Origin of the sequence: Plantactinospora sp. WMMC1484, assembly GCF_049315195.1 — a bacterium.
GTDB lineage: Bacteria > Actinomycetota > Actinomycetes > Mycobacteriales > Micromonosporaceae > Plantactinospora.
Genome location: NZ_CP186055.1, coordinates 6,913,435 through 6,935,968 on the forward strand (window position 1 = coordinate 6,913,435; position 22,534 = coordinate 6,935,968).

Here is a 22,534-nt window from a genome sequence, read left to right on the forward strand (position 1 = left end):
AAGCCTGGTCATTTCTGGGACTTCATCGTGTGCTCATGTCGGTCGTCCTACCTTGCTTACGGTCCGTTGCGTCGATCCCGCCCGGTCGGGTGACCGGTCGTGGTTGTCAACGCCTTGGAGGTGCTCGGCCAACTCACTCGCGTCAGGTACGCCAGCGATCCGCAGCGCCCGCCCGAAGGCGCGGCGCCGCACTGCGAGCGTGAAGCATGCCGGGTCGGGATGAAGGTGAGCTCCCCGCCCCGGCAGGCTACGCGCCGGATCGGGTCGGAGGCTGTGACCAGTCTCATCGCCGACCGCGACAATCCGCAGCAGCTGGCCGGCCGGCGCCCGTTGCCGACAGCCCACACAGGTGCGCTCCGGCTCCGCGCGTCGTACCACTGAGAAAGTCTACCCCTACCCGGCCGAGATCGCGCCGTCTGCCTCGGCCGCGTGATCAGGACCGCTCTGCCGGCCGGCCGGCGCCTGGCTCGGCATCTGCTCGGTGTCCGGGCGGATGTCGATCCGCCAACCGGTCAACCGGGCAGCAAGCCGGGCATTCTGCCCCTCCCGCCCGATGGCCAGAGAGAGCTGGAAGTCGGGTACGGTCACCCGGGCCGTACGGGTCGCCGCGTCGACGACCTCGACCCGGAGCGCCTTGGCCGGCGAGAGGGCATTGCCCACGAACTGGGCCGGATCCTCCGACCAGTCGATGATGTCGATCTTTTCACCGTGCAGCTCGCTCATCACCGCCCGGACCCGCTGCCCCATCGGGCCGATGCAGGCACCCTTGGCATTCACGCCCGGCACCATCGACCGCACCGCGATCTTGGTGCGATGGCCGGCCTCGCGGGCGATTGCGGCGATCTCCACCGTGCCGTCAGCGATCTCCGGCACCTCCAGGGCGAAGAGCTTCTTCACCAGGTTGGGATGCGACCGGGAGAGGGTGATCTGCGGGCCCCGGAAGCTCTTCACCACGTGGACGACCACGCAACGGATCCGCTGACCGTGCTCGTAGATCTCGCCGGGGACCTGCTCGGCCTGGGGCAGCACCGCCTCCACCTTGCCGAGGTCGACCGAGACGATGCCCTTCTCGCTGCGCGCCTCGTGCGCCTGCACCACCCCGGTGACCAGGTCACCGTCCCGGCCGACGTACTCGCCGAAGTGCACCTCGTCGGTGGCCTCCCGCAGCCGTTGCAGGATGACCTGCTTGGCGGTCATCGCGGCGATCCGGCCGAAGTCGTGCGGAGTGTCGTCGAACTCCCGGATCACCGCGCCCTCGGCGTCCTGCTCCTGGGCGTAGACCAGGGCCGCGCCGGTCTTGCGGTCGATCTCGACCCGGGCGTGCGCCTGGGCCCCCTCGGTGTGCCGGTACGCCGTCAGCAACGCGGTCTCGATCGCCGCGAGAATGGTGTCGAACGGGATCTCCCGCTCCCGTTCCAGGGCGCGCAACGCCGCGAGGTCGATGTTCATCGCTCCTCGCCCTCCACATCTTCGTCGTCGCCGTTGCCGACGTCTTCATCGTCATCATCGCCGGCACCGGTCAGATCGTCATCGGCGATCTCGTCCAGCCGGCCGAACTCCACCTGCACCCGCCCCGGCCCGAGGTCGGGGTACGCCCAGCCAACCGGTCCGGCGTCGGTCTCCAGCACCACCTGGCCGTCGTCCGCGGCGACCACCCGGGCGGTCAGCTGCCGGTCACCGGACCCCGACACGGCCGCCCCGCCCGCGGCGCCGGCACCCGGGCGCCCGTCCGAACCGCCGCCCTCGGCACCGCCGGCCTCCGGGCGCCGGCCGGGGCCACGCACGGTCACCTTCACCAAGCGGCCGACGTTGCGCCGCCAGTGCCGGGGCAGGGTCAGCGGCCGGTCCACGCCGGGTGAACTCACCTCGAGCTGGTATTCCCCGGCGACCAGGTCCCCACCGGTCTCCTCGGCCTCGTCGAGGGCCTTGGAGAGCAGCCGGGAGACGTCCGCGACCGCGTCCAGGCTCACCCCACCGTCACCGTCCACCACCACCCGGACCACGTACCGCCGGCCGGCCCGGGACACCGACAGGTCCTCCAGGTCGTAGCCGGCGGCGGTCACCACCGGTTCGATCACCGCACGGAGCCGGAGCCGACGCGTGGACGAGTCGTCGCGTGGACGCCCAGGAGCCCGGTGGCCCACCTTCGGCCGACCGGCGTTCCGGCCACGCTGCGTCATCTCCGCCCTCCTCCCACGATCGCCGGCCCCGCCCGGCAGCCATACCAGCGTGCCACCGGACTCGTGCGTCCGGCGGCTGCGCAGAGCGTAACGCGCGGGCCGCCCCGGGGGCCGGTCGGCGCACCGACGCCCCGGGTGCGGACCCCGGCGACGGTACCGATGGTGTTGACTTGCCGGGTGCGGATCGGGAACACGGACCAGACGATCGGGACGAGCCGGCATCCGGAACGGGTCCTCCGGGTGGGGCGGTCCCGGCGCGAGGTGGTGCGTGCAGTCGTCCTGCTGGGGTTCGTCGGCGCCACCGCCCCGGTCACCGGCTGCGGGCTCTTCGACGGCGAGCCGGATCCGCCGCCTCCGCCGGACCCGCTGGCACCGCTGATCACCGGCGCCCTCGACCTCGCCGCCCGCTACGACGCGGCTGTCGCGGCCCACCCGGAGCTGGCCGACCGGCTCCGCCCGGTCGCCGAGGCGCACCGTGCGCACGCCGCCGAGCTCGCCCGGGTGACCGGAACGGCGCTGCCCAGCGCCACCCCCACCGCTGCCACCCCGGCCACCGACCCCGCGGCCGGGACGGCGGCGACCACCCTCGGCGGGTTGCGGGAGGCCGAACAGCAGGGCAGGGAGGCGGCGAGCAGGGCCGCCGCCGAGGCTCCGGCCGGCCGGGCCGCCCTGGTCGGGTCGATCGCCGCGGCCCGGGCGACCCACCTGGAGGTGCTGAGGTGATCGGGCCGGGGCCGGCACGGCAGGAGGTGGGCTGATGTCCGAGGCACTGGCGGCCGCACTAGCCGCCGAGCATGCGGCGATCTACGCGTACGGGCCGATCGGGGTACGGCTGCGCGGTGCCGCCGCCGACCAGGCCCGCTCCGCCGAGGCGGCGCACCGCAGCCGCCGGGACGCGCTCGTCCTGCTCCTCACCGAAGCGGGCGGCCCGGTGCCGGCGGCCGCACCGGCATACGCGCTGCCGTTCCCGGTGACCGACGAGGCGAGCGCGCTCCGGCTGGCGGTCGAGATCGAGGAGCGGACCGCGGCGGTCTGGCGGGCCGCACTGCCCGCCACCGAGGGTCCCCAGCGCGCCCGGGCGGTCGACGGGCTCACCGACGCGGCGGTCCGGGCCACCCGGTGGCGAAAGGCCGCCGGGGTCAACCCGGCCACCGTTCCGTTCCCCGGCCGCCCGGCCTGACACCGCCGGCACGGCAGTCCCTGCGGCAGGCACTCCCCACGGCACCCCGGCGGCACGGCACCCAGCGGCACGGCACTCGCGGCGGCACGGCACCCAGCGGCACGGCACTCGCGGCGGCACGGCGCGTGGGGAACCGGCACACTGTATCGATGTCCGCTTCGGGGAAATCGTTGTCCGCGCTGGGCAGGGCCGTCCGTCGGCTCGGGCACACGCGCTGGTTCGCCGCCTGCACGCCGTTGCTGGTACCCGCCGACCGCCTGGTCGCCCGGCTGACCCGGGGTCGGGTCGTGGCTCTCGGCCTGGTGCCGTCGCTGCTGATCACCACCACCGGCCGCCGGTCCGGGCGCCCGCGCAGCACCCCGCTGCTCTACGTGCCGGACGGCGACGCGTTGATCGTCGCGGGCTCGAACTGGGGGCGCCCGGAACAGCCCGCCTGGGCGCTCAACCTGCTCGCCGACCCGACCGCCACGGTCACCGTCGACGGCACCCGGACACCGGTCCGGGCCCGAATGGCCGAGGGCGCCGAGCGGGACCGGCTCTGGGCTCTGCTGGTGGCCGAGTGGCCGGCGTACCGGACCTACGTACACCGGGCCGGCGTCCGCGAGATCCGCGTCTTCCGCCTGGAACCGGCCGGTCCACCGGCCGGAGAGTGGCCGCCGGGCACCACCGGCGACAACGACCTGGACATCAGAGGCGCCAACGGCGCGGGTTAACGCCTCTGATGTCCAGGTGACCGGCCTGTTGTCGCGCCGGTCGGCGTCTCAGCTCACGCCGACGCCGATCAGCCGACCGACCAGGTACGTCGCGGCGGTCGCCGCCGCGCCGAGCAGGAGCTGCCGGCCACCGCTGACCCACCACCGCCGCCGGGTGAAGCGGGCGACCAACGCACCGGCGACGAAGAGGCCGACACCACCCACCCCGAGCGCCAGCCACAGGCTGGAGAAGCCCAGCAGATAGCTGAGCAACGGCACGACGGCGCCGACCGAGAAGCAGAGGAACGACGAGAGGGCGGCCGTCCACGGGCTCGGCCGCTCGTCGGCGTCGACGCCCAGCTCCTCCTGGACGTGCACCCGCAGCGCCTCCTCCGGGTTGTCCCGCAGGACCTCCGCGACCTGCTCGGCGAGCTCCCGGGGCAGCCCGCGCTCCACCCAGGCGTCGGCGAGTTCCCGCGCCTCGCCGGCCGGGTTCCGTTCCAGCTCGCGGCGCTCCTTGGCAACCTCGGCGGCGACCTGCTCGTTCTGCGACTGCACGCTGGTGTACTCGCCGAGGGCCATCGAGATCGCCCCGGCCACCAGCCCGGCGAAGCCGGTCAGCACGATGTTGCGGGGCGCGACACCGCCGCCGCCGACCCCGGCGATCAGGGCGATGTTGGTGACCAGGCCGTCCATCGCGCCGAAGACGGCGGGGCGGAGCCAGCCGCCGGAGACGTCGGCGTGGTGGTGCTCGCTGACCGGGGTGGCGGCCTCCGTCACGGTGGGAGCGTCCGTCACGGCAGGGTGAGGATCTCGTGGCCGTCGTCGGTGACCAGGATGGTGTGCTCGAACTGCGCGGTCCAGCGCCGGTCCTTGGTGACCACGGTCCAGCCGTCCTCCCACACGTCGTATTCGTACGTGCCGAGGGTGATCATCGGCTCGATCGTGAAGGTCATTCCCGGTTCCATCACGTCGGTCGGGCGCGGGCTGTCGTAGTGCGGCACGTAGAGCCCGCTGTGGAATGCCTCGCCGATGCCGTGCCCGGTGAAGTCCCGCACCACGCCGTAGCCGAAGCGCTTGGCGTACGACTCGATCACCCGGCCGATCACGTTGATCTGCCGTCCCGGGGCGACCGCCCGGATGCCCCGCATCATCGCCTCGTGGGTCCGCTCCACCAGCAGCCGGGCCGGCTCGGAGACCTCGCCGACGCAGAAGGTGGCATCGGTGTCCCCGTGCACACCGTCGAGGTACGCGGTCACGTCGACGTTGATGATGTCGCCGTCCGCCAGCACGGTGGAGTCGGGTATGCCGTGGCAGATGACCTCGTTGAGGCTGGTGCAGCAGGACTTGGGGAAGCCCTTGTAGCCGAGCGTGGAGGGGTAGGCGCCGTGGTCGACCAGGAACTCGTGCACCACCCGGTCGATCTCGTCGGTGGTGACACCCGGCTTGCAGTGCTCACCGGCGAGCTGGGTCGCCTGGGCGGCGATCCGGCCGGCGACCCGCATCTTCTCGATCGTCTCGGCCGTCTGCACGTGCGAGCCGCGCCACTCCTTCGGCCGCTTCTTGCCCACGTATTCCGGGCGGGCGATGTGTGGCGGCACCTGGCGCCACGGGGAGATCGTGCCAGGGGTCAACGGCGCACGGACGGTCATGACTTCCACCCTATCGCCGCTCTAGAGGGGGGTGACGTAGGCGCCGGTGATCCCCCCGTCGACCACGAACTGGGCGGCGGTCATGAACGACGCGTCGTCGCTGGCGAGGAAGGCGACCGCGGCGGCGATCTCCTCCGGCTCCCCGAAGCGCCCCATCGGCACGTGCACCAGTCGCCGGGCCGCCCGCTCCGGATCGGCGGCGAAGAGCTCCCGTAGCAGCGGGGTGCCGATCGGCCCTGGGCAGAGCGCGTTGACCCGGATCCCCTGCCGGGCGAACTGCACGCCGAGCTCCCGGGTCAGCGCCAGTACCCCGCCCTTGCTCGCCGTGTAGGCGATCTGCGAGGTGGCCGCACCCATCAGCGCGACGAAGGAGGCGGTGTTGACGATCGAGCCCCTGCCCTGTCGGAGCATGTGCGGGAGCACGTATTTGCAGCAGAGGTAGACGCTCGTGGTGTTGACCCGGATCACCCGCTCCCAGGCGTCCAGCCCGGTCTGCAGGATCGAGTCGTCCTCCGGCGGGGAGATGCCGGCGTTGTTGAAGGCGATGTCGATCCGGCCGCGCCGGGCCGCGACCTGGTCGAAGAGATCGCGTACGGCCGCCTCGTCGGACACGTCGCAGCCGACGAACTCGCCCGCCACCTCGTCGGCGGCGGCCTGCCCGGCCTCGGCCGCCACGTCGACACAGACCACGTACGCCCCCTCGGCGGCCAGCCTGCGGGCGCTCGCCAGCCCGATCCCGCTGCCGGCACCCGTCACCACGGCCACCCGACCGGCCAGTCGATCACTGATCATCGCCGCGCTCCTCCCGAAGATCGCCGTCACCGGCATCCTCGCCGACCCGTCACCGGCATCCTCGCCGACCCGGGACCGGTGGTCGAGCGAGGCCGACCCTCCCCGCCGTGCGCGTGGACGCCGTCGCCGTCAGTCCCGCACCCGGACGGTCACGGTGGCGGTGTCGCTGCGGCCGTGTTGGCTGAGCCGGTAGACGAAGGTGTCCGGCAGCGCGTGCGTGGCGGTGCGCTCGTAGACGATGTCGGCGGGCCCGGTCGAGACCAGTCGGCCGTAGCACGGCGGCCTGATGACCCGCAGCGTCGCGTTCGTACTCGCGAGGTCGTTGTCCCGCACCCTGATCGCCTGCGGCCGGCCCCGCTGCACGGAGGCCCGGTCGTCGTGTGCCACCGGCGGCAGGACGAAGGTGCGGTCGCCCCGGTTGATGAAGGTCTCCCGGACTCCTCCTACCCACGAGACGGTACGGATGTCCGGCCGCCCGTCCCCGCTGACATCCCCGACGACTACCCGCCAGGTGTCGTCGCCGCCCTGCAGTTGCCGCCTGGTGCCGTCGTCGAAGACCACCACCACGCCGTTCTCCGGAACCCCGATGGTGTAGCTGACCACAAGGTCCGTCCGACGGTTGCCGTCCAGGTCCACCAGGATCGGTTCGTCGATGCTCATGCTGTCGACGGCCAGCGGCCCGGGTACCAGCCGTCCGTCGCGGGTGTTGAGCCAGCTCTGGAACCCGTCCAGGTCGTCCGTCATCTCCCACAGGTCGGTCAGCCCGTCGGCGTTGAGGTCGGCGGTCCGGATCACACTCGGCCGGAGGATCGCGCCCATGCTGCCGACCACCCGATAGTCACGCAGGATCACCAGGTCGGGCCCCCAGGCAGCGCCGTGGAAGTAGCCGAGCACCAGCTCCGGAACGCCGTCACCGCCGAGGTCGAGGTGGACCCCCATGTCCGGGCAGTAGGTGGGCGGCACCGTCTCCTCCGGCGGCAGGTACGGGTACCGGACGATCGGCCCGTAGCCGCCACCGGGCCGGCCGAGACGGACGAGCAGCAGGCAACTGTCGCTCCCGTAGCCGAGGGTCACCCGGTCGACCAGGCCGTCACCGTTCAGGTCTCCGTGGATGGGCTCGTCCTGCTCGCCCGCGTGCGCCGCCGGCCCGGTCAGGGTCAGCGCGCAGAGCACTCCGACCATCGCGCCGGCCAGCGCTCCCCTGCCATTCATCCCCACCGGGCCCCCTTCCCGTTCGCCGAGGTCAGTGGCGCTACCCGCGGCTGATGGTGGTGTTCTGTGCAGCAGGCTACGAGCGGGTCGGTCGAGACGGAAGATGACTTTCCGTATTATGACAGTTACATATCGTTACATCATCTCCACGGACCGCTACCCGTCGGTGGCCAGGAAGACGTTCTTGACGTCGGTGAAGGCGTGCAGGGCATCCGGGCCCAGCTCCCGGCCGAGACCGGAGCGCTTCATGCCGCCGAACGGCGTCCAGTACCGCACCGACGAGTGGGAGTTGACGCTGAGGTTGCCCGACTCCACGCCCCGGGCCACCCGGACCGCCCGGCCCAGGTCACGGGTCCAGATGGAGCCGGAGAGGCCGTACTCGGTGTCGTTGGCCAGCGCCACCGCCTCGGCCTCGTCGTCGAAGGGCAGCACCGAGACGACCGGCCCGAAGATCTCCTCCCGCCAGTGCCGCTCCGCCGGCGACCCGGCCAGCAGGACGGTCGGGGCGTGCCAGAAGCCGGGGCCCTCCGGGCAGGAGCCGGTGAAGGCGACCTCGGCACCATCCAGGTAGGACGCCACCGACGCGCGCCGCCCGGCCGAGATCAGCGGGCCCATCTCCGCCGTCTCCAGCGCCGGATCCTCCACCCGGAACGCCGTGACGGCCGGCTCCAGCAGTTCCAGGAAGCGGTCGTACACGGATCGCTGGACCAGGATCCGGGAGCGCGCGCAGCAGTCCTGGCCGGCGTTGTCGAAGACGGCGTACGGCGCGGTCGCCGCCGCCCGCGCCAGGTCGGCATCGGCGAAGACCAGGTTGGCGCTCTTGCCGCCGAGTTCCAGGGTCAGCCGCTTCACCTGGGCCGCACAGCCGGCCATGATCCGGGTGCCGACCTCGGTGGAGCCGGTGAAGCAGATCTTCCGGACCGCCGGATGCGCGACGAGTGCCTCGCCGACCACGCTCCCCCGCCCCGGCAGCACCGTGAGCACGTCCGGCGGCAGCCCGGCCTCCACCGCCAGCTCGCCGAGGCGGAGCGCCGTCAGCGGGGTCAGCTCGGCCGGCTTCAGCACCACCGTGTTGCCGGCGGCGAGCGCCGGGGCGAACCCCCAGCCGGCGATCGGCATCGGGAAGTTCCACGGCACGATCACCCCGACCACGCCGAGCGGCTCGTGGAAGGTGACGTCCAGCCCGCCCGGGACCGGGATCTGCTGTCCGGTCAGCCGCTCCGGCGCCCCGGCGTAGTAGTCGAGCACGTCCCGGACGTTTCCCGCCTCCCAGCGGGCGTTGCCGATGGTGTGCCCGGCGTTGCGTACCTCCAGCTCGGCCAGTTCCTCGAGGCGCGCGTCGACCCGGGCGGCGAACCGGCGCAGCAGCCGGGCCCGGTCACCCGGCGCCACCCGCCGCCACGACCGGTACGCCCGCGCGGCCCGGTCGATCGCCTCCGCCGCCTCGGCGGCACCGGTCTGCGGCACGGCCGCCACCACCAGCCCGGTCGCCGGGTTCACCACCTCGGTCACCGGGCCCGCCGGCAGTTCCGTCACCGGGCCCGCCGGCAGCCGGGACACCGGATTCACCGGCAGCCGGGACACCGGGTTCGCCGGGCCGGGACCGGGTTCAGAGCCGCTCGAAGCCACGCCGCAACTCCCAGTCCGTCACCGCCGCGTCGAAGGCGGCCAGTTCCACCCGCGCCTGGTTGGCGTAGTGCGCCACCACCTCGTCCCCGAAGGCGTTCCGGGCCACCGGCGACGCCGTCCACCGGTCGAGCGCGTCCCGCAGCGTCGCCGGCACCCGGGGCGCGGACTCGTCCGCGTACGCGTTGCCGGCGAACTCCGGCTCCAGGTCGAGCCCGGCCTCGATCCCGTGTACGGCCCCGGCCACCAGCGCCGCGATCGCCAGGTACGGGTTGACGTCGGCGCCGGGCAGCCGGTTCTCCACCCGCATCCCCTGGCCCTGCCCGACCAGTCGGAGCGCGCAGGTCCGGTTGTCCGTGCCCCAGCGCAGCGCCGTCGGGGCGAACGAACCCGGCTGGTAGCGCTTGTACGAGTTGACGTTCGGCGCCGTCAGCAGGCTGAGGTCGGGGATCGTCGCCAGCAGCCCGGCCAGCACCCGCTGCCCGATGCTGGAGAGCCGGGCCGGGCCGTTGCCGAGCATCGCCGAGCGGCCGTTCGCGCTGCGCAGCGAGAAGTGGACGTGGCAGGAGTTTCCCTCCCGCTCGTTCGGCTTCGCCATGAAGGTGATCGACATGCCCTCCTGAGCGGCGATCTCCTTGGCCCCGTTCTTGTAGACCACGTGGTTGTCGGCGCAGGTCAGCGCGTCCGCGTACCGGAAGGCGATCTCGTGCTGGCCGAGGTTGCACTCGCCCTTGGCGCTCTCCGGGACGAGCCCCGCGCCGGCCATCTCGGTGCGGATACGCCGCAGCAGCGGCTCGACCCGGGCGGTGCCGAGCAGCGAGTAGTCCACGTTGTAGAGGTTCGCCGGGGTCAGCTCGCGGTAGCCGCGCCGCCAGGCGTCCTCGTAGGAGTCGCGGTAGAGCACGAACTCCAGCTCGGTGCCGGCGTACGCGGTCAGGCCGTGCCCGGCGAGCCGGTCGAGCTGGCGGCGCAGGATCTGCCGGGGCGAGGCGACCACGTCGCCGCCGCCGTCCAGCCAGCGCAGGTCGGCCAGGAGCATCGCGGTGCCGGGCTGCCACGGGACCCGGCGCAGCGTACCGAGGTCGGGGACCATGGCGAAGTCGCCGTAGCCGCGCTCCCAGCTCGACATCGCGTACCCGTCGACGGTGTTCATCTCGACGTCGACCGCGAGCAGGTAGTCACAGCCCTCGCTGCCGTGCCCGAGCACCTCGGCGAGGAAGTACGGGGCGTGGAACCGCTTGCCCTGTAGCCGCCCCTGCATGTCGGTCAGGGCCAGCACCACGGTGTCGATCTCGCCGCCGTCGACCGCCACCCGCAGCGCCTCCAGGCTGAGCGCCGGTGCCCGGCCCCCGCCGGCCGCCCGCGCCGTCACAGGCCCGCCCCGTCCGCCTCGCCGGCGTCCGTTGGTGCCGGGTCGGGGATGGCCGGATCGGGTTGCGCGACGGTGGGGACCAGGTTCTGGCGCGGGCCGGTGAACCAGTGTCGCGCGCCGAGCAGCCACCAGAGCCAGGCTCCGCCGAGCACCACCGCGACCGCCACGATCGTGTAGTTGAAGGTCGAGGCGGTGATCGGGGCGGTGGTGGGAAGCACGAAGAGCACGCAGATCACCGCGACCCAGCCGATCGCCAGCCAGCCGACCAGCGGGCTCCAGCGGCCGAGCTGCCACGGGCCGGGCCGGAAGTCGGGGCTGCGGCGGCGCAGGAAGACCGGGCCGACGTAGGCGATGTAGAGGCCGATCACCGCGATCGAGGTGGCCGCCAGGTAGGCGGTGGTGTTCCAGAGCGAGGGGACCACCAGCAGGGTCGAGCAGGCGACGCAGAGCCAGATGGAGTTGGTCGGCGTACCGGTGCGGGGGTTGACCCGGCGCCAGATCGCCGAGCCGGGCAGCGCGCCGTCGCGGCTGAACGCGTACGCCATCCGGGAGTTGGCGGTGACCGAGGCCATCCCGCAGAAGAACTGCGCCACCACGCAGATGAAGAGCAGGAAGGTGCCGGTGACCTCGCCGGTGGCGTCGATGAAGATCTGGGCCGGCGGCAGCCCGAGCTCGGTCTGCCGCTGTGCCTCGTAGTCCCGGATCGACCAGGTGATCGCGAAGAGCAGCACGAAGCCGGCGAGGACCGAGACCACCACCGACATCACGATGCCCCGGGGTGCCGCGCGGGCCGCGTCGTGGGTCTCCTCGGCCACGTGCGCGCTCGCGTCGTAGCCGGTGTAGGTGTACTGCGCCATCAGCAGGCCGATCAGGACGGCGTAGACGGCCACGCCGGTGAAGTCGAAGCCGGTGGCGTTGCGTACCTCGAAGAAGACCTCGGAGATCGGCTTGTGCTGGTCGGGCACGATCGCCAGCACCCCGACGATGGTCGCCACGCCGGCCAGGTGCCACCAGGCGCTGACGTCGGAGAGCACCCGGACCAGGTTGACGCCGAAGGTGTTCAGCAGGCCGTGCGCGACGATGATCACGAGAAAGACCACGAAGGTACGCTCCGCGGTCACCTCGAGGTCGAAGGTGAGGCTGAGGAACGCCGAGGTGGTGATCGCCGCCCCGAAGTCGATGGCGGCGGTGACCGCCACCTCGCCGAGGAAGTTGAACCAGCCGATGAACCAGGCCCAGGCCGCCTTGTTGCGCTTCGCCAGCGCCGCCGCCCACCAGTAGAGCGCGCCGGCGGTGGGATAGACCGAGCAGATCTCGGCCATCGCGAGCGCGACCAGGGTCACCATCCCACCGACGGCGAGCCAGCCGAGGGTGATCGCCAGCGGCCCGCCGGCGGTCATCGCGATGCCGTACGAGGTGATCGCGCCGGCCAGGATGGAGATGATCGAGAAGGAGACCGCGAAGTTGGAGAAGCCGGAGAGCTTGCGGCGCAACTCCTGCTGGTAGCCGAGTTCGGCGAGACGCTGCTCGTCGGCGTCGGGTGCGGCGGTGACCGGCGTACCGGTCGGCTGGGTCGGTGCGCTCATCGGTGTCTCCTTCATCCGGTCGGATGGAGTTTGTGACCGTCGTCACGCCTCTGCCGAGATCGTCCGCTCCCGGAAGATCTGCGTCAACCGATCACGACGGAGTGATCCGGGCCACTGGTGCCACCTCCGGGTCGCGTCGGCGATTTGAAGAAGTCTTCAATTGCTCATATGCAGGTACCGCTGTACCAGGCCAAGGCCGAGTTCTTCCGGATGCTCGGGCATCCGGTCCGGATCCGCGTCCTCGAACTGCTCGGCGAGGGCCCGCGGCCGGTCCGCGACCTGCTGGTCGAGACCGATGTGGAGGCGTCCAACCTGTCCCAGCAGCTCGCGGTGCTGCGCCGGGCCGGGATCGTCGTGTCGCACCGGGACGGCGCCAACGTCGTCTACGCGCTCGCCGGGCCGGACGTGGCCGACCTGATGAGAGCCGCCCGGCGCATCCTCACCGAGATGCTCCAGGGCCAGGCCGAGCTGCTCGCCTCGCTGCGGGTGGAGAGCGAGTGAGACTCGCCGGACTCCTGCCAGGCCGGGCCGACCTGGCCGCCGTACGCCGCAACCCCCGCGCCGACCTGCTGGCCGGGCTCACCGTCGCGGTCGTGGCGCTGCCGCTCGCCCTCGGCTTCGGCGTCGCCTCCGGGCTCGGCGCCACGGCCGGACTGGTCACCGCGATCGTGGCCGGTGCACTGGCGGCCGTCTTCGGCGGCTCGAACCTCCAGGTCTCCGGCCCGACCGGGGCGATGACGGTGGTCCTCGTCCCGATCATCGCCCGGTACGGGCCCGCCGGGGTCCTCACCGTCGGGTTCCTCGCCGGGCTGATCCTGCTCGGCCTCGCGCTCGTCCGGGCCGGCCGGTACGCGCGACTGGTCCCCGCCCCGGTGGTCGAGGGCTTCACCGCCGGCATCGCCGTCATCATCCTGCTCCAGCAGGTGCCACCGGCGCTCGGCCAGCAGTCCCACGCCGAGCAGGTGCTCCCGGCCACCCGGCGGGCGGTGGCGGCCTTCGCCGACGCTCCCCACTGGCCGTCGGTGGTCTTCTCGCTCGGTGTCGCGGCCGTGGTGCTCGCCCTCCTCCGGTGGCGGCCACAGCTCCCCGCCGCCCTGCTCGCCGTCGTGGCGGCGACCACCGCCGCCCAGCTCTGGGACGTCGACCTGGCCCGCATCGGCGCCCTGCCGGCGACGCTTCCCGCACCGTCGCTGGCGTTCTTCCGGCTCGACGCCCTGGCCACCCTGCTCACCTCGGCGGTGGCGGTCGCGGCCCTGGCCGCGCTGGAATCACTGCTCTCGGCGACCGTGGCCGACGGGATGCGGCGCGGCGAGCGGCACGACCCCGACCGCGAGCTGTTCGGGCAGGGCATCGCGAACCTCGTCACCCCGCTCTTCGGCGGTGTGCCGGCGACCGCCGCCATCGCCCGTACGGCGGTCAACGTCCGCGCCGGGGCGGTTTCCCGGCTCGCCGCGCTGACCCACGCGCTCGTGCTCGCCGTCATCATGTTCGCCGCGGCACCGCTGGTGGCCGGCATCCCACTGGCCGCGCTCGCCGGGGTGCTGCTCGCCACCGCCGTCCGGATGGTGCATGTCGGCACGCTGCGCGCGATGGCCGGGGCCAGCCGCTCGGACGCGCTGGTGCTGGTGCTCACCGCCGGTGCCACGGTGCTGCTGGACCTGGTCGCCGCCGTACTGCTCGGACTGGTCGTCGCCGGCGGCCTGGCGCTGCGGAAGCTCGCCAACTCGATGCGGGTGGACCAGGTACCGCACGACGAGCACCTGCCGCACCTCGCCGTCTACCGGCCGAGCGGACCGCTCTTCTTCGCCGCCGCGCACCGGCTGCGCCGGGAACTCGCCCGGATCGACGGGGTCGACGTCGTGCTGCTGCGGCTCTCCCGGGTCACCGCGATCGACGCCTCGGGCGCACTGGCGCTGCGGGAGGCCGTCGAGGACCTGCACCACCGGAACATCGTCGTACACGCGTCCGGAGTCCGGCCCGAGCACCGCCGGGCCCTGGCCTCGCTCGGCGTCCTGGCACTGCTGCACGAACGGGTGCACGTCGATGCCCCGACCGCGATCGCCGCACTCCGCGCACCTGCGGCTCCGCCTCGGTCCGGGCACCATCCCCCGGGAGGGGAGCCCGTAGTCGCCGCCGGAGCGGCTGAAGCAGCCGGGCACGATGGTCGGCCGGACGGCCGTCCGGTCGTCCGGCCGGACGGGTCCGCACCGTAACGCCGATGCCGGTAATTGCGTTGCCGGGCAGTGGTCGCCCGGCGCATGATCTGGGGCGTGACATGTCAGGAGTTGCACACCGCGCGCCGCCCACGCCGGCGCGCCGGGTCCCTGGCCTGACCGGACGGCATCGCGCGCGATCTCGGCGCGCCGGTCCGGCTCCGCCGGACCCGACGGGCCCGCACCAGGGCCCGACGCCGGGTTCTCGGACGACCCGGCTCCCGCGGCGGCGCGGGGCGCGGTCACCTCTCTCATCGGGTGCGACGCCGGTCGTGCCAGCGCCCGCCCCGCGCCGCCGCACTCGTCCCGTCCGGCTTTCCGCCCTCAGGGCAGCCGGCGCTCAGGTGACGACGAGGCCGACCAGCCAGACGCCGGTGATGCCGAGCGCGGCGGCCAGCTCGACCAGCAGGGCGAGCCCGACCGCCGCCAGCGCGTGCCGGGTGGAGGGCCAGGCCTGCCGGACGTCCCCGAGCCGGGCAAGCTCGGCGAGCCAGAGCCCGAGTACGAAGCCGAGCACCAGCCCGACCACCGGCACCACGAAGAACCCGACCAGCCCGAGCACGCCCCCGGCGAGCAGCGAGACGGTCGACACGCCGCTACGTTTCAGGTTGCGCCCCGGCCACAGGTACTTCACGGTGGTGCCGAAGACCGCGATCACCGTGGCCAGGCCGAGCACCACCCAGCGACCGCCCCCCTCGCCGTCACCGAAGAACGACCAGATCACCACGCCCAGCCAACAGAGGATGAGTCCGGGGACGATCGGCACGATCACCCCGCAGACGCCGATCACGATCGTCACGCCACACAGGAGGGTCACCACGGACTCGGTGTCGGTCATGTCCACGCCCCCCAGGGTGCCCTACCGCCGCCGGAGGCACCGCATCCGCCACCCCCGTCAGGCCGTGCCACCGCGTCAGGCCGTGCCACCGCGTCGCTGCTCCGCCCGGGCGGCCAGCCGCCGGATGATCTCGGCCTCCGGAGCCGGCGGCGCGAAGTACCGCCCCTGGGCGGCGTCGCAGCCCAGTGCTCGGAGCTGGTCGGCCTGCCCGACCGTCTCCACCGCCTCGGCGGTGACCGTCAGCCCCAGGGCGTGCGCGAGCCGGACCAGCGCGTCCACGATCCGGCCGTCCACCAGACCCTGCCGGTCGCCGGACCGGATGCCCTCCACGAACGGGCCGGCGAGCTTCAGGTTGTGGATCGGCAGCCGGCGAAGGTACGCCAGGTTGGAGTATCCGGTGCCGAAGTCGTCGATCGCCAGCCGTACGCCGAGGGCGGCCAGCCGGCGCAGCGCGGGCAGCGGCTCGCCCGCGGTGGCCATCACCGCGCTCTCGGTCAGTTCGAGCTGCAGCAGGTCGGCGGGGAGGTCCGTCCGGCGCAGCGCCTCGGAGACCGTGTCCACGATCGACGGATCGCCGGCCTGCCGGGCGGCCAGGTTGACGCTGACCACCACCCGGGCGTCGGGAAACTCCCGGTGCCACCGGCTCGCCGCCTCACAGGCCCGGGTCAGCACCCAGCGACCCAGCTCGATGATGAGTCCGGTCTCCTCGGCCAGCCCGATGAACTCGTCCGGGCCGAGCAACCCCCGCTCGGGGTGCCGCCACCGGACCAGCGCCTCCACCGCGCAGATCGACCCGTCGGCCAGCGCCACGATCGGCTGGTAGTCGATGAGGAACTCGCCCCGGGCCAGTCCCACCGACATGGCGGCGACCAGGGCCGACCTGGCCTGCTCCCGGGCCCGCCGCGCCGGGTCGTAGCTCACCCAACGATCCCGCCCCTCGGCCTTGGCCCAGTGCAGGGTGACGTCGGCGGCCTTCATCAGCTCGGCCACCGACGTGGTGCCGAGCGGCCCGGAGACCAGGCCGATGCTGGCGGTTACCGCGAGCCGGTGCTCGCCGATCTGCACCGGTTCGGCGACCGTCGCCAGTATCCGGTCTCCCATCGCCTTGACCGCCCGGCACCCGGCGTCATGGTCGAGCAGGATCATGAACTCGTCGCCACCCATCCGGGCCACCAGGTATCCCTGCCCGGCCACGCTGTCGGCGAGTCGCCGAGCGACGGTGACCAGCAGGTTGTCCCCGAGGGCGTGCCCGAGACTGTCGTTGACCGCCTTGAAGCCGTCGAGGTCGAGGAAGCAGATTCCCACCCGGTCGTCGGGCTCGCCGCCGGCGAAGAGCTCGCCGAGCCGGTCGAGGAAGAGGGTGCGGTTCGGCAGCCCGGTCAACGGGTCGTGCGACGCCTGGTGGCGCAGCCGCTGCTGCAACCTGTGTCGTTCGGTGACGTCCTCCACCATGGCCACGGTGAACCGGGGGCGGCCGTCGTCGTGCCGGATCAGCGAGACCGCGAGATCGGTCCAGATCGCGCTGCCGTCCTTGCGGTGGTAGCGCTTCTCCACCCGTACGGTGTCGTGCTTGCCCTCGATCAGTTCCTGGTACAGCTCCCACATTCCGGCCGCGTCGTCCGGATGGAACAGGGCGGCGACGTTCATCTCGCGCAACTCGGCCGCCGAATAGCCGAGCAGCTCGGTGAAGGCGCGGTTGACGTCGAGGATCCGCCCGTCGATGTCGGCGATACCGATCCCGATCGCGGCGTCGACGAAGACCGCCCGGAACCGCGCCTCGCTGTCCCGCAGCGCCCGCTCGACCCGGTCCCGGGCCTCCCAGACGGAGCGGGCGATCCGTTCCTGCTGGGTGAGGGTTTGCTCGCGCAGGGCGCGGGCGAACCCCGCCGCCAGGGCACCCTGGAGAGCGGCGACCCGGGCGGAGGCCTCCGGTTCGCTCCCGGACGCCTCCGGCCCGGCCGAGGCCGGTGCGACGAGGGCGCGGAACTGGTCGCCGAGGGCGCGTACCGACCAGTCCAGCATCTCCGGCTCGGTGAGCTGGGCGTCGACCAGGGCCCGGCCGACGTCGTACGCCGGCTGCGCGGTGAACGGCTCGGCCAGCATCGCGCGGGCGAGCTGCTCGGTCTGCCCCAGCAGCAGGCGCTGGTGCTCCGCCGCGCTCGTCGGCACGAAGCCCCGCCCGGCCAGCGCCATCGCCCAGCGGCGCGCGTACAGCTCGATGCCGGGCCGGTCTCCAACCGGAGCGTCCTGGTGGTGGTCGGCGTCGAGCCGCTGGCCGGTGGCGGGCGCCGACGAATCGCCGGCTCCGGTGACGGAGGTGGACACCGCTAGCCCGCGCCGCCCTCGTGCCGGCCCACGCCGCCGAAGGCCCCGAGCCGCTGCGGGTCGGCGACCGCGTCCGCCGGTCCGTCCGGTCGCCAGAGCGGCAAATGCACCACCCCCGGTTCGACGATCGTGAAATCGCCGAAGAAGGCGGTGATGTCGGCCCGGGAGCGGAGCGTGATCTCGGTCGCCGTCCGGGCCGAGAGCCGCTGCGCGTCGAGCATCTCCGGCGGCTGGTCCTCGTGGGTGGCGTGCGAGAGCAGCAGGTAGCTGCCCGGCATCGTCGCGGCGCGCAGGGTGGCCAGGATCTCCTGCGGGTCGTCGGAGTCCGGGACGAAGTGCACCACCCCGGCGAGCAGTACGCCGACCGGCCGGCCGAAGTCGATCAGGCCCAGCCTCTGCGCCTCGGCCAGGATCCGCTCGGGCTCCCGCAGGTCGCCGTGGATCACCCCGGTCTGCTCGTCGCCGGCCAGGATCGACCGGCTGTGCGCCACCGCGACCGGGTCGATGTCGACGTAGACGACCCGGACCCGTGGGTCGATCTCCCGGGCGACCTCGTGCACGTTGCCGGCGGTGGGGATGCCGGAGCCGATGTCGAGGAACTGGTCGATGCCCTCGCCGACCAGCATCCGTACGCCCCGCCGGAGGAACGCCCGGCCGGCCCTCATCGTCTCGGCCAGGTTCGGCGTCATCGCGGCGATCTGCTCGGCGAGGCGCCGGTCGACCTCGAAGTTGTGCGCGCCACCGAGAAAGTAGTCGTAGACCCGGGCGGCGCTGGGTCGAGTCAGATCGATGTCCGCGGGTAGCCCGTCCGGCAATCGCATGTCCGCCTCAGCTCGTCACTTCCGGTCCGTGCAGGGGCTGGTCGGCCACGACCTGCGCCCGGCGGGCGGCACCGACGGATCCGGCGGGTCGTGGTTGATCGATCCACACTCTAGGGCCTGTCCAGCGGATCCTCCACCGGCCCTCCGCCGGCGGGATAGGTTTGCCGCATGGCGCAGGCTTCCTCCGGCTCGGTTGTCGACGTCGATGACCGGCCCCGGGCCGGCGCCCGCCGCAGGTGAGGGCCGCCCGACGGGCGCCCGCCGCATTCGCCGCCGCGGCCTGCGCGCTGGCCGGCACGGTGGCGGTGGCTCTCGCCGTGGCCGGTGGGCCGGCTCCGGAGCCCGCCGGCTACGTCAGCGAGGCCGGCGCGCCGGAGAGCGCGACCGTCTGGCCGTACCGGCTCGGACTGCTCGCCGTCGCCGCCGGGCTGGTGCTGCTCGGGGTGGCCCTGCCGCCCGCACTGCGCCTGGCGACCGGGCTGCTGCTCGCGAGCGCGGTCGCCACGGGCGTCTCGGCCGGGGTGAGCTGTCGTGCCGCGTGCCCGCTGCCCCCCTTCGACCGGGTCGTCCTGGCCGATCTGGTGCACGGCGGCGCCAGCATCGCGGCCGTGGCCGGACCGGTGCTGGCGATGTTGGTGGTGGCCGCGACGGCCGGAGTGGACCGGCCGCTGCGCAGGATCGCGGTGGTCGCAGTCGCGGTCGCGCTGCCGCTCTCGCTGGTCGCCGGTCTCGCCCTGCTGCTGGTCGGCCGGAGCGTCCTGATGGGATCGGTCGAACGGCTGCTCCTGTTCGACCTGGCTGCCTGGGGGGTGGCGACCGGGCTCGCGCTCGGGCTGGCCCGAGCGCCCGTCGCGGTCGGGCAGGTCGCCGGCGGTGCGGGCCGGCCCCACCGGCAGCGCATCCTCGGCGGACGATGGCCGACGTCTGGTTCCTGACCGGCGCGGGGACGGATGTGCCGGGCGGGCTCAGAAGAGCACGGTGGCGAAGGTGCCGACGGTGCGGAAGCCGCACCGTTGGTAGACCCGGCGGGCCGGCGCGTTGTAGTCGTTGACGTAGAGGCTCACGGTGGGCGCGATCCGGGCCAGGGCGTCCCGGACCACCGCCGCCATCGCGGCGGCCCCGATCCCCCGACCGCGCCAGGCGGGATCGACCCAGACCCCCTGGATCTGCGCGGTGCGCCGGGTGACGACCGCCAGCTCGGCCTTGAAGATCACCTGGCCGTCGAGAAACCGGGCGTACGCCCGGCGGGCCCGGACCAGCTCGGCGACCCGCTGCCGGTAGGCCCGCCCACCGTCGTCGGCCAGCGGTGAGATACCCACCTCCTCGGTGTACATCGCCACCGCCGCCGGAAAGAGTGCGTCGATCTCGCCGGGCCGGACCGGATGCACGTCGGGGTCCGGCGCCACCTGCGGGGCGGCGTCGGTCGCCAGCAGCGGCTGGTTGGGGCGTACGTCCCGGGCCGGCCCCCACCGGCCGGAGAGCCGATCCCAGAGCCCGAGCACCCCGTCGGCCCGCCCGACGATCGACGAGCAGGTCCGTTCCTCCGCCCCGAGCGCCTCGGCGAAGGCGGTGATCGCCGAACGGCCGGCCCGGACCGGAGTGACCTGCCCGCCCAGCCAGCAGAGTGCCTCGATGCTGTCCCGGGAGCCGTAGCCGAGCACCCGACCGTCCGCCCGCCACCAGGACAGGCCGTTCGCGGCGACCCGCTCCGCCACCTGTGCGGCGGCGAACGGATCGAGGTCGAGGATTCCTTCCACCGCACCGCGCTCGGCCTCACCGAGTTGGCGTACCGGCACCATCAGCACGCTTACCAGCCTGCCAGATCATCGGCCGGGGAACGGGCCGGATCACCGCGTCCGCCCCGCGCGGGACCCGGACAGAGGGGCCGTTACGCGCACTTCCGGGCCGGCCGCTCCGCGACCGACCGTCACGCCGACTCGCGGATCACCAGCTCGGTGGGAAGGATGACCGCGGCGTGCGAGTCCCCGGCGAGGTGCCCAAGGAGCAGCCGGACCATCTCGGCGCTGATCCGGGCCCAGGGCTGCCGGATCGTGGTCAGCCGGGGCACCGAGGTGGTGGCGACCTTGGAATCGTCGAATCCGCCGACCGCGACGTCGTCCGGCACCCGCCGCCCGGCCCGACGCAGTGCGGCGATCGCACCGGTGGCCATCAGGTCCGAGCTGACGAAGACGGCGTCCAGCTCCGGCGCCTGCCGCAGCAGCTGCTCCATCGCCGCCTCGCCGCTGTCGTGGCTGTAGTCGCCGGTCACCACCAGCCGGGGGTCGGTCTGGCCCAGCACGTCGTGGTAGCCGGCGAGCCGGTCCACCCCGCCGGAGGTGTCCAACGGGCCGGTGATGGTGGCGATGGTGCGCCGCCCCCGGGAGCGCAGGTAGCCGACCATCTGCCGGGCACCGCCCCGGTCGTCGGCGGCGACGTAGCTGACATCGGACTCCCGGCCCAGCGGGCGGCCGACCGCTACGAACGGCAGGCCCCGCTCGTCCAGCTCGTCGAGGAGCGGGCTGCCGGCGTGGGTGGAGATCACCAGCGCGCCGTCGACGTGGCCGGCGGTGACGTACCGGCCGACCCGCTTACGGTCCTCCTGGGTGCCGGCGATCGTCAGCAGCAGGGTGATGTCGTGCTCGGCCAGCTCCTGGGTGCAGCCCCGGAGCAGGATGTTGAAGTTGGGGTCCTCGAAGAGCCGGTCCTGCGGCTCGGAGAGGATGAACGCCACCGAGTCCGAGCGCTGGGTGACCAGACTCCGGGCGTGCTGGTTGAGCACGTAGCCGGTCTTGCGGATCGCCCGGCGGACCGCCTCCAACGCCGGGCCGCTGACGTTGTGACCGCCGTTGAGCACCCGGGAGACGGTGCCCCGCGAAACGCCGGCCACCGCCGCCACGTCGTCCATGGTCGGGCGGGGCCTTGTCCGGCGGATACGGCTGCGGTCGGGCGCGGTCACCCTGTCATTGTCCCCGCACCGGCCCCTGGTGGCGGTACCGGTGCCTGTGACACGCCTCGCCCCAGTCGCGACCGGACGGAGGCGCTCCGAGGCAGGCGCCGCCTCGCCCCGCATTCGCCCTGCGCACCGCGCCCGCGTCCGCCGCGCTATGCCTTGGTCGCGCCGGAGAGCAGGTCGATCCGCCAGTAGCGTTGCAGCGACAGGAAGAGCGCCACCAGCGGGACGATCGACAGCAGTGCCCCGGCGATCACCAGCCGGTAGAGCGCGGGCTGGGTGTTGCCCTGGTTGAGCAGCGTGTAGAGGCCCAGCGTTACCGGGAACCGCTCGTCGTTGGCGAGCATGATGAACGGCAGCAGGAAGTTGTTCCAGATCGCCACGAACTGGAGCAGGAAGACCGTGATCAGCCCGGGAACCATCATCGGCAGCGCCACCCGGCGGAAGATGCCGAATTCGGTCGCGCCGTCCACCCGGGCCGCCTCGACCACCGAGTCCGGCACGGCGGCCGCCGCGTAGATCCGGGCCAGGTAGATGCCGTACGGGCTGACGATGCTGGGCAGCAGCACCGACCAGTACGTGTCGGTGAGCCCGACCTTGGCCAGCAGCAGGTACTGCGGCACGGCCAGCGTGATCGCCGGCACCAGCACCCCGGCCAGCAGGACGTTGAAGACCACCGACCGGCCCGGAAACCGGAACTTGGCCAGGGTGTAGCCACTCAGCCCGGAGACGGCGGCCGAGAGCGCGGCGCCGACCCCGGCGTACAGGGCGGTGTTGAGCATCCACCGCCAGAAGAGCCCGTCCCGGTACGTCGACAGGTCGACCAGGTTGTCGACCAGGTCGCCGCCGGGGGCGAAGGTGGAGGTGCTGAAGAGGCTGCCCGCGCTCTTGGTCGACGCGACCACCACCCAGGCCACCGGGAGCAGGCAGTAGACCGCCCCGATCAGCAGGATCGCGGTCGGCGCCAGCCGGGCGAGCCCGCCCTCCCGCCGGCTCCCGGTCGGGGTCGCCGCCGGCCCCCGCGGTTCGCCGGCGCCGGCCCGGGTGGTGCTGGTGACGGTCTCCGTGCCGGCCGTCCCGGTGCTTCCCGCCATC

At 73.1% G+C, this 22,534-nt stretch carries 22 protein-coding genes; 6 read left to right on the forward strand and 16 right to left on the reverse strand.

What is annotated here, in order from left to right:
- Positions 1-33: 33 nt before the first annotated feature.
- From ACN28C_RS29695 to rimP, 3 genes are read right to left on the reverse strand one after another with little or no spacing between them, the layout of a single operon-like run.
- Entirely contained in the window at positions 34-378 is a 345-nt protein-coding gene (locus tag ACN28C_RS29695; protein WP_422770801.1) for a YlxR family protein, read from the reverse strand.
- 15 nt (positions 379-393) lie between these two features.
- Positions 394-1,449 (reverse strand): transcription termination factor NusA, encoded by a 1,056-nt coding sequence (gene nusA / locus ACN28C_RS29700; protein ID WP_422770802.1) that lies wholly within the window; start codon positions 1,447-1,449, stop codon positions 394-396.
- Positions 1,446-2,180, reverse strand: coding sequence for a ribosome maturation factor RimP (rimP, locus tag ACN28C_RS29705; RefSeq protein ID WP_422770803.1), 735 nt, complete (start codon positions 2,178-2,180; stop codon positions 1,446-1,448). The genes nusA and rimP overlap by 4 nt, the downstream gene beginning before the upstream one ends.
- Before the next feature lie 261 nt (positions 2,181-2,441).
- Here rimP and ACN28C_RS29710 point away from each other — a divergent pair, with 261 nt between their 5' ends.
- The 3 genes from ACN28C_RS29710 (at position 2,442) to ACN28C_RS29720 (ending at position 4,073) form a co-directional block, all read left to right on the forward strand.
- Complete coding sequence (locus ACN28C_RS29710) at positions 2,442-2,903, forward strand: hypothetical protein (protein ID WP_422774856.1); 462 nt, start codon at positions 2,442-2,444, stop codon at positions 2,901-2,903.
- Between the two features lie 34 nt (positions 2,904-2,937).
- On the forward strand, positions 2,938-3,360 hold the full coding sequence (locus ACN28C_RS29715; protein WP_422770804.1) for a ferritin-like domain-containing protein: 423 nt from the start codon (positions 2,938-2,940) through the stop codon (positions 3,358-3,360).
- Positions 3,361-3,530: 170 nt separating this feature from the next.
- A complete protein-coding gene (locus ACN28C_RS29720) occupies positions 3,531-4,073 on the forward strand; it encodes a nitroreductase/quinone reductase family protein (RefSeq protein ID WP_422774857.1) in 543 nt (180 codons plus the stop codon).
- Between the two features lie 48 nt (positions 4,074-4,121).
- Here the strand turns inward: ACN28C_RS29720 and ACN28C_RS29725 are convergent, their stop codons facing one another.
- The 7 genes from ACN28C_RS29725 to ACN28C_RS29755 all read right to left on the reverse strand — a co-directional run bounded on the left by ACN28C_RS29725 (position 4,122) and on the right by ACN28C_RS29755 (position 12,292).
- Positions 4,122-4,832, reverse strand: a complete 711-nt coding sequence (locus ACN28C_RS29725; RefSeq protein ID WP_422770805.1) for a VIT1/CCC1 transporter family protein — start codon at positions 4,830-4,832, stop codon at positions 4,122-4,124.
- A 14-nt stretch (positions 4,833-4,846) separates the two neighbouring features.
- Entirely contained in the window at positions 4,847-5,704 is an 858-nt protein-coding gene (gene map / locus ACN28C_RS29730; protein ID WP_422770806.1) for a type I methionyl aminopeptidase, read from the reverse strand.
- A gap of 21 nt (positions 5,705-5,725) precedes the next feature.
- Positions 5,726-6,496, reverse strand: coding sequence for a 3-oxoacyl-ACP reductase (locus ACN28C_RS29735; protein ID WP_422770807.1), 771 nt, complete (start codon positions 6,494-6,496; stop codon positions 5,726-5,728).
- 129 nt (positions 6,497-6,625) lie between these two features.
- On the reverse strand, positions 6,626-7,708 hold the full coding sequence (locus ACN28C_RS29740; protein ID WP_422770808.1) for an FG-GAP repeat domain-containing protein: 1,083 nt from the start codon (positions 7,706-7,708) through the stop codon (positions 6,626-6,628).
- A 156-nt stretch (positions 7,709-7,864) separates the two neighbouring features.
- Complete coding sequence (locus ACN28C_RS29745; RefSeq protein WP_422774858.1) at positions 7,865-9,220, reverse strand: aldehyde dehydrogenase family protein; 1,356 nt, start codon at positions 9,218-9,220, stop codon at positions 7,865-7,867.
- Between the two features lie 97 nt (positions 9,221-9,317).
- On the reverse strand, positions 9,318-10,706 hold the full coding sequence (locus tag ACN28C_RS29750; protein ID WP_422770809.1) for a glutamine synthetase family protein: 1,389 nt from the start codon (positions 10,704-10,706) through the stop codon (positions 9,318-9,320).
- Positions 10,703-12,292 (reverse strand): amino acid permease, encoded by a 1,590-nt coding sequence (locus ACN28C_RS29755; protein ID WP_422770810.1) that lies wholly within the window; start codon positions 12,290-12,292, stop codon positions 10,703-10,705. Before ACN28C_RS29755 ends, ACN28C_RS29750 begins: the two co-directional genes overlap by 4 nt.
- A 168-nt stretch (positions 12,293-12,460) precedes the next feature.
- On the opposite strand from ACN28C_RS29755, the gene ACN28C_RS29760 reads away from it, so the two are divergent.
- A complete protein-coding gene (locus tag ACN28C_RS29760) occupies positions 12,461-12,793 on the forward strand; it encodes an ArsR/SmtB family transcription factor (protein ID WP_422770811.1) in 333 nt (110 codons plus the stop codon).
- On the forward strand, positions 12,790-14,505 hold the full coding sequence (locus ACN28C_RS29765) for a SulP family inorganic anion transporter (RefSeq protein ID WP_422770812.1): 1,716 nt from the start codon (positions 12,790-12,792) through the stop codon (positions 14,503-14,505). Before ACN28C_RS29760 ends, ACN28C_RS29765 begins: the two co-directional genes overlap by 4 nt.
- A gap of 340 nt (positions 14,506-14,845) precedes the next feature.
- Here ACN28C_RS29765 and ACN28C_RS29770 read toward each other — a convergent pair whose 3' ends face one another.
- The 3 genes from ACN28C_RS29770 to ACN28C_RS29780 all read right to left on the reverse strand — a co-directional run bounded on the left by ACN28C_RS29770 (position 14,846) and on the right by ACN28C_RS29780 (position 18,489).
- Positions 14,846-15,343, reverse strand: coding sequence for a DUF456 domain-containing protein (locus tag ACN28C_RS29770; protein WP_422774859.1), 498 nt, complete (start codon positions 15,341-15,343; stop codon positions 14,846-14,848).
- Positions 15,344-15,418: 75 nt separating this feature from the next.
- Positions 15,419-17,563, reverse strand: coding sequence for a putative bifunctional diguanylate cyclase/phosphodiesterase (locus tag ACN28C_RS29775; RefSeq protein ID WP_422774860.1), 2,145 nt, complete (start codon positions 17,561-17,563; stop codon positions 15,419-15,421).
- 107 nt (positions 17,564-17,670) lie between these two features.
- Positions 17,671-18,489 (reverse strand): SAM-dependent methyltransferase, encoded by an 819-nt coding sequence (locus tag ACN28C_RS29780; RefSeq protein ID WP_422770813.1) that lies wholly within the window; start codon positions 18,487-18,489, stop codon positions 17,671-17,673.
- Positions 18,490-18,725: 236 nt separating this feature from the next.
- On the opposite strand from ACN28C_RS29780, the gene ACN28C_RS29785 reads away from it, so the two are divergent.
- The gene (locus tag ACN28C_RS29785) at positions 18,726-19,424 is read left to right on the forward strand and encodes a DUF998 domain-containing protein (protein WP_422770814.1); all 699 of its coding nucleotides are present in this window, start codon (positions 18,726-18,728) and stop codon (positions 19,422-19,424) included.
- A gap of 30 nt (positions 19,425-19,454) precedes the next feature.
- Here the strand turns inward: ACN28C_RS29785 and ACN28C_RS29790 are convergent, their stop codons facing one another.
- From ACN28C_RS29790 to ACN28C_RS29800, 3 genes are all read right to left on the reverse strand, one after another.
- Positions 19,455-20,294, reverse strand: coding sequence for a GNAT family N-acetyltransferase (locus ACN28C_RS29790; protein WP_422770815.1), 840 nt, complete (start codon positions 20,292-20,294; stop codon positions 19,455-19,457).
- Positions 20,295-20,416: 122 nt separating this feature from the next.
- Positions 20,417-21,445, reverse strand: a complete 1,029-nt coding sequence (locus tag ACN28C_RS29795) for a LacI family DNA-binding transcriptional regulator (protein ID WP_422770816.1) — start codon at positions 21,443-21,445, stop codon at positions 20,417-20,419.
- Between the two features lie 146 nt (positions 21,446-21,591).
- A complete protein-coding gene (locus tag ACN28C_RS29800; protein ID WP_422770817.1) occupies positions 21,592-22,533 on the reverse strand; it encodes a carbohydrate ABC transporter permease in 942 nt (313 codons plus the stop codon).
- Position 22,534 lies beyond the last annotated feature (1 nt).

Bases quoted from the DNA above. Each gene is read 5' to 3' on its own strand.
- ACN28C_RS29800 (WP_422770817.1), bottom strand. From the start codon at position 22,533: ATGGCGGGAAGCACCGGGACGGCCGGCACGGAGACCGTCACCAGCACC.
- nusA (WP_422770802.1), bottom strand. From the start codon at position 1,449: ATGAACATCGACCTCGCGGCGTTGCGCGCCCTGGAACGGGAGCGGGAG.
- ACN28C_RS29740 (WP_422770808.1), bottom strand. From the start codon at position 7,708: ATGAATGGCAGGGGAGCGCTGGCCGGCGCGATGGTCGGAGTGCTCTGC.
- rimP (WP_422770803.1), bottom strand. From the start codon at position 2,180: ATGACGCAGCGTGGCCGGAACGCCGGTCGGCCGAAGGTGGGCCACCGG.
- ACN28C_RS29770 (WP_422774859.1), bottom strand. From the start codon at position 15,343: ATGACCGACACCGAGTCCGTGGTGACCCTCCTGTGTGGCGTGACGATC.
- ACN28C_RS29780 (WP_422770813.1), bottom strand. From the start codon at position 18,489: ATGCGATTGCCGGACGGGCTACCCGCGGACATCGATCTGACTCGACCC.
- map (WP_422770806.1), bottom strand. From the start codon at position 5,704: ATGACCGTCCGTGCGCCGTTGACCCCTGGCACGATCTCCCCGTGGCGC.
- ACN28C_RS29735 (WP_422770807.1), bottom strand. From the start codon at position 6,496: ATGATCAGTGATCGACTGGCCGGTCGGGTGGCCGTGGTGACGGGTGCC.
- ACN28C_RS29760 (WP_422770811.1), top strand. From the start codon at position 12,461: ATGCAGGTACCGCTGTACCAGGCCAAGGCCGAGTTCTTCCGGATGCTC.
- ACN28C_RS29755 (WP_422770810.1), bottom strand. From the start codon at position 12,292: ATGAGCGCACCGACCCAGCCGACCGGTACGCCGGTCACCGCCGCACCC.
- ACN28C_RS29715 (WP_422770804.1), top strand. From the start codon at position 2,938: ATGTCCGAGGCACTGGCGGCCGCACTAGCCGCCGAGCATGCGGCGATC.